Source organism: Enterococcus sp. DIV0176, from assembly GCF_050528535.1.
GTDB classification, from domain to species: Bacteria; Bacillota; Bacilli; order Lactobacillales; family Enterococcaceae; genus Enterococcus_B; species Enterococcus_B thailandicus.
The window spans coordinates 1,942,886-1,957,458 of the sequence record NZ_CP172879.1; the positions used below are offsets into that span (position 1 = coordinate 1,942,886).

The following is a 14,573-nucleotide window of genomic DNA, read 5'->3' on the forward strand; positions in this document are numbered from 1 at the left end:
GCTCCTCCTAAAAATGATGGAATCCTTCGACAGGTAAAACAAAGACTGTTGCTCCGCCAACTTCCACCTCTACTGGGTAAGGAACGCCGCCATCCATAGAAATATCCAACGTAACTGGTGTTGAAACAAATTGTTTACGAGATTCACAAGTCTTCTTGATAATTTCAAGCGCTTCATCTACTCGTTCATCTTCAATCCCTACAATAAATGTGCTATTGCCAGCTTTTAAAAAGCCACCAGTTGAAGATAATTTTGTTGCTCGGATATTGGCATCAATCAATTCATTAGATAAACGGTTACTATCTTTGTCTTGGATAATAGCTAAAATAATTTTCATACACAGTCACCTTCCTAATTTTCAAAAAATTGTGGATATTTCTCAATAATAGCATAATAACTAGCCTGAAGAACTTCTTCAAAACTCAATCTTGCATCAATTTTATGAATACGTTCTGGGTATTCTTCCGCAAGTTTTAGATACGCATGACGAACCCGTTGATGAAACTCAAGTCCCTCAGAATCTAAGCGATCAATTTGATTCTGGCGATTTTTTTGGATACGATGCAACCCAGTATCAGAATCAACATCCAGATATAAAGTAAAATCAGGCGTCAATCCTTCCGTTGCAAACTCATTTAATCGAGCGATTTCACGCATGCCAATACGTCGTCCAGCACCTTGATAGGCAAGTGAACTATCCACAAAACGATCACAAAGAACAATATTTCCTTCTTTTAATGCGGGCAAAATCTTTTCAACTAAATGTTGTCTTCTAGCAGCTGCATAAAGAAGTGCTTCTGTTCGTTCATCCATCCGTTCGTTTTTAGGATCAAGAATGACTTGGCGAATTTCTTCCGCAATTGGAATACCACCAGGTTCTCTTGTTTGAATCATTTCTGTTTTTGCGACTTTTTTCAATAGAGGAAATAATTCCTTCAGGATGCTCGTTTTTCCAGCACCATCCGGCCCCTCAATTGTGATAAATAGTCCGTTCACACTTTTGCCTCCATCTCTTGCACTACATCTTCATTGTAGCTGAAATTCAAATTATTTCAAAAAATTACAGCTCACGCCGTCCTTCAACTGCTTTTAACAACGTAACTTCATCCGCATACTCGATATCTGAACCGACAGATAAACCATGTGCTAGTCGAGTGACTTTGATGCCAGCAGGTTTGATTAAACGAGATAGATACATCGCAGTTGCTTCACCTTCCGTTGTTGCGTTTGTTGCTATGATGACTTCTTTTACCTCATCGTTATGCAGTCGTTGCAATAAAGAGGAAATATTGATATCTTCTGGTCCAGTTCCTTCAGTTGGCGATAACACGCCATGAAGAACATGGTATAAGCCATGGTACTCGCGCATTTTTTCCATTGCCATCACATCTTTGGGTTCCTCGACTACTAAAATAATACTGCGGTCGCGTGACGGATCTTTACAAATTTCGCAAGGGTCTTCTTCAGTAATGTTTCCGCAAATGCTACAAAAGTGCAAATCACGCTTGACACTCAACAACGATTTGGCAAATTCATTAACTACTTCATCTTTCATATCGATTGTAAAAAATGCTAAACGTGTAGCCGTTTTTTGACCAATCCCAGGAAGTTTCATATAGCTGTCGATCAGTTTGGCAATTGGTTCTGGATATTGCATAATCATTACTCCTTCACGAAAAAATTAGAATCCAGGCATTCCTTTGGTATATTTACCCATTGTTTTTTCAGTTTCTGTGTCAATTTTTGTTAACGCATCATTGACAGCCATAACTAACAAGTCTTGCAACATTTCTGGATCTTCTGGATCTAGTACTTCTGGTTTGATCTCAACGTCTTTCATGCGACGATCCCCAGTGAACGCTACTTTTACTAAATCATTGGTTGCTGCCCCTGTAAATTCTTTCTCATTCAACGCATCTTGTGCCTGAACCATTTCTTTTTGCATTTTTTGTACTTGTTTCATCATTCCTTGCATATTTCCCATTCCACGCATCATTGTATCTCTCTCCTTTAAATGTTAATCATCAATAATAGTTACTGAGTCTGTTCCAAATAGCTCTTCTGCCTTTGCCACCACAGTTTCTACTGTTTCTGGCTCTTGGGGAATCAACTCGATTTCTTCTTCATCTGTTTCTGGAACAAAAGAAGTGGATTGTCCGTTATCTTTACTTTGAATCAAATAATTTTTACGCAATTCTGGCCAGCTTTCTCGCGTGATATACACAGTATCTGGTGCATAATCGTGAATCATTCGACTCAAGTTATTGTGAATCGCTAATTGCAACTCATCGTCATTTGTTGCTCGTTGACAAACGATTTCGTAGTCAAAAGCGATTACCATACTTTTCGGTCCTGCTGCCACTGGTTCACTTGCTTTCAACATCGCTCGCTGTGTCACTGACAGGCTCATCAATAAATCATCCCAAACTTCTTTGACCTGATTCAAATCTTGACGAGTCGCTTCTTTTAACACTTGGTACACTCGCTCAGTCGGTACGCGATAAGAGCTTGCTTGTTTTTTATGCACTACTTGTGGCGCAGGCTGACTAGCGTTATTGGCTGTACCCTGATTACTTTTGAGTGCTTTTAATTCTTTTTTCAGCTCGGAAACTTCTTGCTGAAGCTTCTCCACTGCTTGGCTTTCAGCTGGTTCACCTTGAGGCAGTGCTTGCGGGCCTGTCAATGATGTTTTTTGCGCTAGCTTGACAGTTGCGACTTCCAAATAAATCGTAGCACTATTGGTAAACCGAATCTCATTTTGTGTTTCACTTAATATCTTGATCATTTGAAAAAGCTGTTCAGCTTTCATTCCTTGTGAAAGTTTCACAAAGGTCGGAGTTAGCTGACTCGTTTTCTCCGTCACTAATTGAGGTGCTTGCTGATACATCAGCAAATCACGACAATATTGCAGTAAGTCTTCTAAAAAACGACGGGCTTCTTTTCCTGCGACTAACATCTGTTCCAACGCATTCAATGCTTGTGCAACATTCTGTTCGACACAAGCACTCAAATAGTCGTCCATCATTTCATACGTTAAGCTACCGGTTACCTGCATTGCATCATTTAGCGTAATCGTTCCTTCACTAAAAGAAATGGATTGGTCTAAGATACTCAGTGCATCCCGCATCCCGCCTTCAGCAGCGCGCGCGATGACGCCTAGCGCTTGCTCTTCATATGAAATATTTGATTCATTTAAAATAAATTCCAAATGCTCAACAATATCAGATGCATTGATTCGTTTAAAATCAAATCGCTGTGTACGAGAAATAATTGTTGCTGGAATTTTGTGTGGTTCTGTCGTTGCCAAAATAAAAATGACACTTTCTTTTGGTTCTTCTAATGTTTTTAGTAACGCATTAAAAGCCCCTGTCGAAAGCATATGGACTTCATCAATAATATAAACTTTATAGGTTGCCTTCGTGGGTGCATAATTGGCGCGATCACGAATAAAACGGATTTCTTCCACTCCGTTATTACTTGCAGCATCGATTTCAATTACATCTTCTTGTGTTCCAGCTGTAATTGATCGACACATCTCACATTCATTACAAGGTTCACCGTCTTGACTGTTTGGACAGTTGATTGCTTTAGCAAAAATTTTTGCTGCACTTGTCTTACCAGTTCCTCGAGGCCCAGTAAATAAATACGCATGAGATGTTTTATGGGAAACGATAGCATTTTTCAATGTCTGTGTAACAGCTTTTTGTCCAACAATGTCATCGAAGCGTTGTGAACGCCAGACACGGTAAAGTGCTTGGTATGCCATATAGATCCCCCTCTTAAAAAAAATTCACTATTATTTATTATACGTGATTTTATTAAAAAAAACTACTCTACTCCTTGGCTTTTTCCAAGAGGAAACATTCATTCACACGAAAGCTCTTTAAGACTTTTGGCTGAGAGCATTTTCATTCCCCTATGGTATAATAAAGAAAATAATTTAAGCTGTTTCTTTAGGCTATTTATCTAAGGAGGAATTTTTTATGGGATTAATTAAAGCTGCAACAAGTACAGTCGGTGGTGGATTAGCTGATCAATGGCTTGAGGTCATTGAACCAGATAACATGAGTGATACGACCGTGATGACAAAAGGTGTCAAAGTTCGTAAAGATGATAAACGCGGTTCAAATCGTAAAGGGACGGAAGATGTTTTAACAGACGGAACTGTTGTCCATGTCTATCCAAACATGATGATGCTCCTTGTTGACGGTGGAAAAATCATTGATTACACAGCTGAAGAAGGTTACTACACCATCAAGAATGATGCTGCACCTTCTATGTTTAATGGCTCATTAAAAGACGCAATCAGCGAAACATTTAGTCGTTTTAAATTTGGTGGCGTCACACCACAAAAACAACAAGTCTTCTATATTAATTTACAAGAATTAAAAGGAATCAAGTTTGGTACAACTTCACCGTTAAATTATTTTGACAATTTTTATAATGCAGAATTATTTTTACGTGCGCATGGTGCTTACTCAATCCACATCACAGATCCAATCTTATTTTATACAAATGCTATTCCAAAAAATAAAACACAAGTGGAAATTGCCGACATCAATGAACAATATTTAGCAGAGTTTTTAACTGCTTTGCAATCGGCAATCAACCAAATGTCAGCAGATGGTCAACGAATTTCTTATGTCCCATCAAAAAGTTTGGAATTAAGTAAATATATGGCCTCTGCTTTAGATGATTCGTGGCGTGAACTACGTGGGATGGAAATTGTTTCTGTAGCCGTTGCAAGTATTTCTTACACCGATGATTCTGTCAAACTAATCAACATGCGAAATGAAGGTGCCATGCTTGGTGATCCAAGTGTTCGTGAGGGCTATGTTCAAGGCTCGATTGCTCGCGGAATGGAAGCCGCCGGAAAAAATGAAGGCGGTGCAATGACTGGTTTCATGGGTGTTGGCATGGGAATGAATGCTAACAGTGCTTACCTTGCTCAAGCTGCACAAAATAACCAAGAACAAATGAAACAACAAGCAGAAAAACAAAATCAACAAGCTGCAACTGGAAATGCTGATACTTGGACTTGTCCCGTTTGCGGTACGGAAAACACAGGTAAATTCTGTTCTAATTGTGGAGCAGCTAAACCTGCACCCGCTGCACAACCAAAACTAGAAATGAAATGCAGTGAATGTGGTGAGGTCGTTGATCTTTCAAATGGTATCCCAAAATTCTGCCCGCATTGTGGCAAACCATTTAAAGGAGTACCTTTGGACTAAAAAAGAAGGGGTGTAGCCAATGGATGTCATTACACATAAATGTCCAAACTGCGGCGGTCCTTTAACTTTTGATCCTAAAGACCAAAAATTTCATTGTGACTACTGCCTAAGCATATTTACAGAAGAAGAAGTTAGCCTCTATGAGCAACAGCAAAAAGAAGCTCGCGCTATTGATTCATCAGCTGATACAGCTGATGAATCAATAAATGCAACTGGTGACTTTACCTTCACAGCACAAGAACAATTAGATAAAATGGACGACACCGAACGTCAAGCTTATGATGAAGCCGTGGGCGCCACTGAAGCAAATGGTCAAGAAACAAATGATGAAGCGCCTACCATGGAACTATTTCTTTGTCCAAGTTGTGGAGCCGAAATCGTGACTGATGCAACAACAGCTGCGACGTATTGTTATTATTGCCATAATCCAGTTGTTTTGTCGGGCCGATTAAGTGGTGAATTTTTACCAAATAAGGTCCTCCCTTTTGCAATTGAAAAAGAGGAAGCAATCAAACAATTTTTAGCATGGACAAAGAAAAAATGGTTTATTCCAAAAGCCTTTTTTAATTCTGAACAAATCGACAAACTAACTGGCGTTTATTTTCCCTATTGGTCAACCGATGCTGAATTAGAAGGAGATTTCCAAGCAAATGGAACTGTCTTGCGCGTCTGGCGCGTTGGCGATATTGAATATACCGAGACAAAACAATTTGCTGTCTATCGTGAGGGAAAACTTTCTTTTAAAGAGTTAGTCAAGAATGCTCTATCTAAAAATACTCAGCAAAAAATGGTTGAAGGTGTCCAACCTTTTCCGTTGAATAAAGCAATCGACTTTAAAAATCAATACCTTGCTGGATTTCAGGCAGAAAAACGGGATATTGAATATCAAGCGATTCGTTCAGAAGTCGAATCAGAATTAAAAGACTATTCCGAAAAACTTTTACGCGAAACAGCCTCTGGTTACACCACTTTAACTGGTGTTCGTAGTTCCGTTGCAATTAACAATCAAACAAATAATTATTTGTTACTTCCGGTCTGGCTGGTGACTTACCGTAGTCGTGACTCAAAAAAAGTTTACTATTATGCAATGAATGGACAAACAGGAAAAGTAAGTGGTGTTCTGCCTGTCAGCAAAAAGAAATTGGGGCTCACATCACTTGGTATCTTCACCATTACTGCTATCTTGTTGATGATTGTGGGGTATTTGATATGAAAAAACAACTTTCGATTTTCTTTTTCGTTTTAATTGGCTGTTTTTTCCCGCTTGTTGCTCATGCCGCAACCCCGACAGTCAATGATGAAGCTGGTTTGTTTACAACCGAACAAATTCAAGCATTAGAAAACCAAGCTAAGCCTATCAACGAAAAAATCAAAGGCGAAGTCTTAATCGTTACAACAACAAACAATTCTGATGAACCACGTGATTTTGCAGATGATTACTTGCGAGATGCCGTTGGAAATAATGAAAATGGTTCTGTTTTATTGTTAGATATGGGGCAAAGAGAAATTTACATTTCAACCTCGGGCAACATGATTGACTACTTGGATGACAATCGAATCGAATCAACACTTGACGAAGTCTATGATGGCATGTCCAATCAAGATTACTACCAAGCTGCGACTGCTTATCTTACCAAGGTTGCCGATTACGTCGAAGCAGGTGTTCCAGGTGGGCACTATCGAGTGGATGAAGAAACTGGAAAGATCACTCGCTACAAAGTCTTAACAACTGTTGAAATTGTACTTGCGCTCATCGTTGCATTGGTATTGAGCCTTGTTTTTTACTTTGTAACAGTTTCTAAATATCAACTAAAATTTGGTTCATATAAATATCCTTATCGTGAAAATTCAAGCATCAAGTTAACTGATAAAACCGATCGTTTAACAAACTCTTTTGTCACTACTAGACGAATTCCTAAAAGCCCGCCGCCAGGAAGTGGCGGTGGTGGCGGAAGCACTACTCACTCAAGTGGTGGTGGAACTTTTGGCGGTGGTGGAAGAAGCTTTTAAGCCATTATCTGCCAAAGAAAAACTCCTCAAAATCGGATTGATTTCGAGGAGTTTTTTTTAGCGAAAGTTAGCAGTACTTATGCTTTGTGCAGCCAACTGATTCTTCCAAATAACTAATGCAGCCTTCGCATTCTGAACCGTATCAGGTATAAGCACAACTTCGTAACTTTTTAATTGTTCGAGAAAAACTTGTCGCACCGTCGCCTGTTTTTCCAGCAAGCTACCATTAATCCCCAAATAAAATCCTGAGGTTAACTTCATTTTTTTAGCTAACTGAGTGACTTGCTTGGCTAGTAATTCACCCGTTTGTTTCAGCAGTTCTGACACACGCGCATCTTTTTGTTCATAGCTTGAACAAAAAGATGCTACGCTAGCAATTTCGCCTTTGTTTTTTTGATAAATTATCTTTACCAAGTTCATCACATCCTCCGCACCAAAAAAAGCTAATAAGTCTTGAGCAAAAGGTGACAATGTTTTTCCTTCATCAAATTCTGCTAGAACTAATTTGATAGCAGCAATTGCTAAATGATAAGCGGAACCTTCATCACCTAATAACTGACCCCAGCCACCTACGCGGTACCACTGTTTTTCTTTTAGACCAAAAAATGCAGAACCTGTTCCAGCAATTGCTAAAATTCCTGGTTGAAACCCCACCTTTGCTAAATAGCTAAATTGTGCATCATTATATAAATAAACAGGATAGTCATAGTACGCTAACTCGTTCTGAATTTTCTCTCGTAAACCACCACCATCAATACCAGCGATGCCTAACGCAATCAATTGACAGTCAGCTCTTCCAAATTTAGTTAGCAAGTCGTCAATTGCCCGAAAAATATTCGCCTTTGCTTGTTCATAAGAAATCAACAAATTGCCAAAGCCTTCAATTGCCTCTCCTAAAACATTCTCTTCTAAATCATACGCAATCGCCTGTGTTTTCGTTCCTCCACAATCAATTCCAATGACATATTTCATAACTTCCTCTACTCCACTTTTTGTGACTTTCTTCTTTCTGCTTTTTGCTCTGCAATAAATGTTTGATACCAATAAAAGCTATCTTTTTTATAACGATTATAAGATCCATTTCCTTGGTTATCTGCTTCAACAAAAATAACACCATATCGTTTTTCCATTTCACAACTTCCCGCCGAAACAATGTCAATAATCCCCCAAGCAAAGTATGCTAGGACATTTACTCCTACTTGCTCTGCTTCTAAAATTTGCTTAAAATGCTGCTTAAAGTATTCGATACGATACACATCATGGATACCATCTGCCTCTTTCAAATCTCTTGCACCTAATCCATTTTCAGCAATCATTACTGGTTTTTGATAACGGTCATACACCTTTAGCAGTGTTGTCTTCAATCCAACTGGATCAATTTGCCAGCCCCATTCACTTGCTTTTAAATAAGGATTTTTTGTCGTCGCTACTAAATTTCCAGCCGTTTGCTGTTGACTTTCTTCTACCGAACTAATACTTGAAGAATAATAAGAAAAGGAGACAAAATCACAAGTATTTTCTTTTAAAAGCTGACGATCTGCTTCACTTATTTCAAAATCGACGTTGTGTTCCAAGAAAAATTTGTCCATATAATAAGGATATTCTCCTCTTGCTAGGACGTCCATACAGAACCATTGATTGATTTGTTCATCTAAAACTAACTGTAAATTATCCTCAGGTTTTGGTGTTAAAGGATAGTAACAAAAACATGAAATCATTGCACCAAATTGCCCTTTGACCTTCATTTTTTTCCCTAGAGCAATAGCTTGTGCACTAGCAATAAATTGATGATGCAAACTTAAAAAGATGTCATTGTACGCGTAAGCATCATCTTCTGGCTTCAATAATCCCGTACCATTATAAGGACTAAAGTATCCAGCATTGATTTCATTGAAAGGTAAATAATAATCAATCAACTCGCCCCAATGACTAAAAATAACTGTAACTAATCTCAAATAACTATCAATTGTTTTACGATTTTTCCATCCGCCTTGTTCTGTTACTAATTGAAGTGGCAACGCATAGTGATTGATTGTCAAAAAGATTTTGATTTTTTGTTTGGTTAGCTCTTTAAAAATGTCGTCGTAATACTTCATTCCGTCTTCATTAGGAATCTCTTCATCCCCATTTGGAAATAAGCGTGACCAACTAATTGATAAACGATAAACATCTAAGCCTAGCTCACTAAGCAATGCTAAGTCTTCAGCCGTTCGTTCCTCTCCGCTAGATCCTTTTCTGAACGGATAAAAAAATTGATTTTCTTCCATCGCTTGTTCAACAGTCTTTTTAGTTAGCAATCGTGTAGCCACTGTCGCATTCGATGTTTTTTCTAAATAAGGTCGACAGTCTTGTGTGTCTATCCCTCTCTTTGTGTAACCGCCTTCATATTGGCTGGCAGCAGTTGCCCCGCCCCATAAAATTTTTGTCATTGTCCTCCTCCTTCTTAATCGCCTTTATCATACCATCTAAGAAATGCGTTTTCAAACATATAAAAAAATAAAGAAATTTCAATTCTATCAAGAAACAAAATTACAAAAAAATAAAAAATATATTGATTTTTAATTTCTTAACTGTATACTAAAAAAGAAGAGATCTCTAGGCGCTCTTTTTTATTGTTATCTTTTGTAAGCGTTTAATTAATTGTTGAAAGGAGGTAATTTTATGCAAAGAGAAACAAATGAAACATTGCATATTCACTTTGGTGTGAAAACAGCTGGATTACTTTTACTTGCTTGCATTTTTGGCGGTATTTTTATTCCTTATTTATTTTACTTGGCAAACTGGAGTATCAATCTTGGCGTTATGCTTTTCTTACCCATTAGCTTAGCGACAGTTTTAGCGGTGAATCCATATTTCATCCAAACAAAAAGAGGATTTTGTAAGGGCTTTTTTATTACTTTTGGCATCTCACTGATTGTTTTAGAAATTTTAGCGTACATTTGGATCTATCAAGGAATTATTTTTTAATTGATTTTATTTAAAGGAGTGTAAACTATGTTAACAGCTTTCACTAATTTTATTGAGTTACATTTAGCTGGACCAATGGCAAAAATAGCCAATCAACGACACTTACGAGCGATTCGTGACGGAATCATTGCAACGCTACCGTTAATTATTGTTGGTTCGTTCTTTTTGATTATTGCCTTTCCACCACTACCACAATCATGGGGCATTTATCAGTTTTTGTCTTCTAACGCCGCAACAATCTTGTTACCTTATCGTATGACCATGTACATCATGTCCCTTTATGCAACATTCGGAATTGGGGCTAGCCTTTCAAAAACGTACAACTTAGATGTTGTTTCCGGCGGCATTCTGTCTACAATTGCTTTTCTGTTGACTTTTGTACCTGTAAATATTCCTTTAGAAGCTGCTGATGCTGCTGGAACTTCTGGTTTTGTCTTACCAATGGCGAACCTTGGTGGTGGAGGAATGTTTGTCGGCATCATCACATCAATTTTTGCAGTTGAAGTCTATCGCTTAACAGATAAATCAAAATTCAAAATCACTATGCCCGAGCAAGTACCACCTGCAGTTGCTCGTTCTTTTGAATCATTAACACCAACGTTAATCGTCATTCTAGTTATTTCTACTATTAGCTATTATATTGGTTTTGACTGGCATTCAGCTGTTTCAAAAATTGTTAGTCCTTTAATCAGTGCAACTGATACGCTGCCAAGTGTATTGCTACTGATTTTCATGATTACTTTCTTCTGGGCATTTGGGATTCACGGCGTTTCAATTATTGGATCACTGGCGCGTCCACTATGGTTACAAATCTTAGAAGCTAATACTACAGCTGCTGCTGCTGGTGAAACTTTACCAAATATTGCAGCTGAGCCTTTTTACCAATGGTTTATCTGGATTGGCGGATCTGGTTGTACAATCGGCCTTGCTATCTTACTAGCCTTCACTGCCAAATCAAAATACGCTTCAAAACTAGGAAAAGCAATTATTACACCATCCATTTTCAATATCAATGAACCAGTTATTTTTGGTGTCCCAATTGTTTTAAACCCAACATTGATTATTCCCTTCATTTTAACTCCGATGGCTTGCGCAACTATTGCTTGGTTCGCAACTAGACTAGGTTTTGTCAGTGCCGTTACAATCACTGCTCCTTGGACTCTACCTGGACCAATTGGTGCGTATTTAGCTACTGGAGGCGACTGGCGCGCAGCGGTTTTAAACTGTCTGTTGATTGTTCTGTCAGTCGTAATGTACTATCCATTTGTTAAAATTTATGACAAAAATGAATTAGCAAAAGAGCATGCCTTAGAACAAGAAAAAACTGAAACTGAAGAATTAGTTTCAACAACTGTTGTTGAAAGCAAATCCTAAGTCGTTTAAATAATTATGTTACTAACATCCGTTAAAAAGAGGGGAAGACAGTGTTGTCTTCCCCTCTTTTGCTATTAATCAAACTGTTGTGCTTGCTTACTTGCTAACGTGTTAGAGCTAGACGTTTTGTGCTTCAATCTTTTTTCTCGGTGTTCCCCAAGCAGCTTCTTCGGCAATAAGTCTTTTTTTCATAAAAACATGAGTAGCTATTTTTAGAAAAAATTCCTTATTGCTTGAAGCTGAACGCTTGGCGCCACAACCTTTTTCTCGGTGTTCCCCAAGCAGCTTCTTCGGCAATAAGTCTTTTTTTCATAAAAACATGAGTAGCTATTTTTAGAAAAAATTCCTTATTGCTTGAAGCTGAACGCTTGGCGCCACAACCTTTCTCTCGGTGTTCCCAAAACAACTCCTCCATATAGCTTTCATTCACTTCAAAACATGAGATACTGTTTTGAGTGACTGCTCGCTATCTGTTCGGAGCTGAACGTTTTGCGCCACAACCCTTTTTAAAAAATAATATTATCTTCCAACAGCTCCATATTCGTAATGATCAAATGGTGATCCTGAACTGCAATAATCCCCTTATCTTTTAGTTGCTTCAAAATTCGACTGACACTACTTGCCGTCGAAATACCACAAAACTTAGCAATTTCTTCATTCGTAATTGGAAAATCAATCAGCAACCCTTCAGGTGTTCGCACACCAAACATGTCATACAATTCATACAATTGCGTACAAACTGCGCCCAATTTTCCATTTAATAGCATCTGTTGCATTTTTTTCATGACGCTTAATAAGCGGAAACGGTAAAATTCTTTTACATGATGCTGCAAATCAGGATTATTATTGATGTCCTCCCAGAACTTCACTCGATTTACACGATAAAACTCCGCATATTCTGATTCCACCCGAATATTATAAGGTGAATCAATAAATTGTGAGTATTCATCTTTAATTAGTGATACCACTTCTAAGTCATTGACATATCTTAGATTGAATTCTCTTCCGTCGTTTGAGATCACGCTTGCTTTAACGATTCCCTCTTTCAAGATGTAAGTGTAACAATCCTCGACTCCTTCAAATGTTAAATACTTGTGATACCCCTTTCGTATAATTGGAATATTTTTACTTGTTACATATTCTGCTAGTGCTCGATTATCCAATCATGCTCCCCCATCCAAACATTTATCTAAAAAAATAATACAAGATTTCCAAGATTTTTAAAGTTCATAGGTATTTTACTAATGATAGTAACATTTGTTAAGTACCTTTTTGTATAACCAAGTTCATTTTCTTCATTTTTTTTCTTCGATATACTCCGTATGTAAAAAAAATTACTGAATCGAGGTCAAAAAAATGCAATTTTGGATGAACACTATTATTAACCGATTAGAAACAGCGTACCGCACAAGATTTGATATGAAAGCATCATTAGTTTTCCTAAATGATGCTTATCAAAACTCAATTGAGTTGATTAAATCTGTTGAAGAAACGCCAGATGAAGAGTGTCAAGAATTCTTACAATTGTTTATGGAAACACGTGATCTATTTATCCAACAACTTGTCGATCGTTATCCATCAAATTATCACGATGTCGAAGTTCAAATCGAAAAACTAAAAGCATATTCATATGTACATTAAGGGGAATTAGCAAAACAAATGGAAGACAAATTATTCAACAAACATTTTATTGGTATCACACTTATTAACTTTATTGTTTATCTCGTTTATTATTTATTAATGGTCATCATCGCAGTTATCGCCCAAGACAGCTTACACGCTAGCTTAAGTCAAGCAGGATTTGCTTCTGGCATTTATATTATTGGTACTTTGCTTGCTCGTTTATTAATGGGGAAACAACTTGAATTGATTGGCCGAAAAATTACGTTACAAGGTGGTGCAATTTTTTACCTGTTGACTACCATCGCTTATCTTTACATGCCTTCCATCGGAATTCTTTACCTTGTCCGCTTTTTAAATGGTTTTGGCTATGGAACAGTTTCAACTGCAACAAATGCAATTGTAACAGCATATATTCCAATGAATAAAAAAGGTGAAGGGATCAATTATTATGGTTTGAGTACTAGCTTAGCTGCTGCAATTGGACCATTTTTAGGAATGATCTTGTTGAATATGACTGATTTCCATTTCATCATTTGGTTCACGATTGTCTTAGTTTTCTTAGTCACTATCGCCTGTCTGTTCTTCCCTGTCAAAAATATTGTTTTGTCAGCTGAACAAAGAGAACAATTGACTTCATGGACAGTTGATAGTTTTATTGAGAAAAAAGCCTTATTTATTACAGGAATCGCTTTTTTGATGGGCTTATCTTACTCAAGTGTTCTGTCCTTCTTATCTTCTTATACGCAAGTGATTCATTTAGTTAGCGCTGGTTCCTTTTTCTTTGTTGTTTACGCGTTAGTAATCACCTTTACTCGTCCGTTGACAGGTCGAATCTTTGATACGAAAGGTGAACAATACGTCATGTATCCTAGCTATCTTTTCTTAACTGCTGGCTTGTTTTTACTCAGTGCAACAACCAATAGTTTCATGTTACTGGTTTCAGGAGCCTTAGTTGGACTTGGTTATGGAACCTTTATGTCTAACGGACAAGCAGTTTGTTTGAAAATCGTTCGTGAACATCGAATCAGTATTGCGTTATCTACTTACTTCATTGGATTAGATTTAGGATTGGGCGTTGGTCCTTATATTATGGGAACCTTGAAATCGTTCACTTCATTCAGAGGATTATACATTGTTTCTGGAATCATTCCATTGATTTGTACCTTCCTTTATTTCATAAACAAACGGAAAAAGAAAGTGGTAGAAGAAGTATCCAGCTTCTAAAAAATCGTTCATATCTGTTTGAGAAAAAATGTGGATTGGGGCAGAAAAATATTTTTGAGAATGTTCCAGTGTCCTCACTGCTCAATTAAATAAAGTAAAAAAACGAGATTAGGAAAGAACATTTCCTCGTCTCGTTTTTTATCT

Annotated in this window: 15 protein-coding genes; 7 read left to right on the top strand and 8 right to left on the bottom strand. The window is 37.6% G+C overall.

Annotation, left to right across the window (positions count from 1 at the left end):
• Positions 1-7: 7 nt before the first annotated feature.
• The 5 genes from IGJ66_RS09025 to dnaX form a co-directional block, all read right to left on the bottom strand.
• Positions 8-337 carry a cyclic-di-AMP receptor gene (locus IGJ66_RS09025; RefSeq protein WP_067480388.1) on the bottom strand — a complete coding sequence of 110 codons (330 nt, stop codon included), beginning with the start codon at positions 335-337 and terminating at the stop codon, positions 8-10.
• Positions 338-351: 14 nt separating this feature from the next.
• Complete coding sequence (gene tmk, locus IGJ66_RS09030; RefSeq protein WP_067480385.1) at positions 352-996, bottom strand: dTMP kinase; 645 nt, start codon at positions 994-996, stop codon at positions 352-354.
• Positions 997-1,060: 64 nt separating this feature from the next.
• A complete protein-coding gene (gene recR / locus IGJ66_RS09035) occupies positions 1,061-1,657 on the bottom strand; it encodes a recombination mediator RecR (RefSeq protein WP_067480382.1) in 597 nt (198 codons plus the stop codon).
• Positions 1,658-1,681: 24 nt separating this feature from the next.
• Positions 1,682-1,996, bottom strand: a complete 315-nt coding sequence (locus IGJ66_RS09040; protein ID WP_067480379.1) for a YbaB/EbfC family nucleoid-associated protein — start codon at positions 1,994-1,996, stop codon at positions 1,682-1,684.
• Positions 1,997-2,017: 21 nt separating this feature from the next.
• Positions 2,018-3,766, bottom strand: coding sequence for a DNA polymerase III subunit gamma/tau (gene dnaX / locus IGJ66_RS09045; protein WP_430616518.1), 1,749 nt, complete (start codon positions 3,764-3,766; stop codon positions 2,018-2,020).
• Positions 3,767-3,983: 217 nt separating this feature from the next.
• On the opposite strand from dnaX, the gene IGJ66_RS09050 reads away from it, so the two are divergent.
• From IGJ66_RS09050 to IGJ66_RS09060, 3 genes are read left to right on the top strand one after another with little or no spacing between them, the layout of a single operon-like run.
• Positions 3,984-5,231 (top strand): SPFH domain-containing protein, encoded by a 1,248-nt coding sequence (locus IGJ66_RS09050; RefSeq protein WP_086270783.1) that lies wholly within the window; start codon positions 3,984-3,986, stop codon positions 5,229-5,231.
• A 19-nt stretch (positions 5,232-5,250) separates the two neighbouring features.
• Entirely contained in the window at positions 5,251-6,444 is a 1,194-nt protein-coding gene (locus tag IGJ66_RS09055; RefSeq protein WP_430616519.1) for a TFIIB-type zinc ribbon-containing protein, read from the top strand.
• Entirely contained in the window at positions 6,441-7,241 is an 801-nt protein-coding gene (locus IGJ66_RS09060) for a TPM domain-containing protein (protein ID WP_067480367.1), read from the top strand. Before IGJ66_RS09055 ends, IGJ66_RS09060 begins: the two co-directional genes overlap by 4 nt.
• Before the next feature lie 57 nt (positions 7,242-7,298).
• Here IGJ66_RS09060 and IGJ66_RS09065 read toward each other — a convergent pair whose 3' ends face one another.
• Together IGJ66_RS09065 and IGJ66_RS09070 are read right to left on the bottom strand one after the other, a co-directional pair.
• Positions 7,299-8,213, bottom strand: coding sequence for an N-acetylglucosamine kinase (locus IGJ66_RS09065; RefSeq protein ID WP_067480364.1), 915 nt, complete (start codon positions 8,211-8,213; stop codon positions 7,299-7,301).
• A gap of 8 nt (positions 8,214-8,221) precedes the next feature.
• A complete protein-coding gene (locus IGJ66_RS09070; protein ID WP_071868179.1) occupies positions 8,222-9,670 on the bottom strand; it encodes a glycoside hydrolase family 1 protein in 1,449 nt (482 codons plus the stop codon).
• 232 nt (positions 9,671-9,902) lie between these two features.
• On the opposite strand from IGJ66_RS09070, the gene IGJ66_RS09075 reads away from it, so the two are divergent.
• Both IGJ66_RS09075 and IGJ66_RS09080 read left to right on the top strand, forming a co-directional pair.
• On the top strand, positions 9,903-10,208 hold the full coding sequence (locus tag IGJ66_RS09075; protein WP_368026906.1) for a hypothetical protein: 306 nt from the start codon (positions 9,903-9,905) through the stop codon (positions 10,206-10,208).
• Positions 10,209-10,235: 27 nt separating this feature from the next.
• Complete coding sequence (locus tag IGJ66_RS09080; protein ID WP_271026867.1) at positions 10,236-11,582, top strand: PTS sugar transporter subunit IIC; 1,347 nt, start codon at positions 10,236-10,238, stop codon at positions 11,580-11,582.
• A gap of 506 nt (positions 11,583-12,088) precedes the next feature.
• On the opposite strand, the gene IGJ66_RS09085 is transcribed toward IGJ66_RS09080, so the two are convergent.
• Complete coding sequence (locus tag IGJ66_RS09085; protein ID WP_067480351.1) at positions 12,089-12,745, bottom strand: Crp/Fnr family transcriptional regulator; 657 nt, start codon at positions 12,743-12,745, stop codon at positions 12,089-12,091.
• Positions 12,746-12,938: 193 nt separating this feature from the next.
• On the opposite strand from IGJ66_RS09085, the gene IGJ66_RS09090 reads away from it, so the two are divergent.
• Both IGJ66_RS09090 and IGJ66_RS09095 read left to right on the top strand, forming a co-directional pair.
• Entirely contained in the window at positions 12,939-13,223 is a 285-nt protein-coding gene (locus IGJ66_RS09090) for a hypothetical protein (RefSeq protein ID WP_067480348.1), read from the top strand.
• An 18-nt stretch (positions 13,224-13,241) separates the two neighbouring features.
• Positions 13,242-14,429, top strand: a complete 1,188-nt coding sequence (locus IGJ66_RS09095) for an MFS transporter (RefSeq protein ID WP_067480345.1) — start codon at positions 13,242-13,244, stop codon at positions 14,427-14,429.
• The last annotated feature ends 144 nt before the right edge of the window (positions 14,430-14,573 follow it).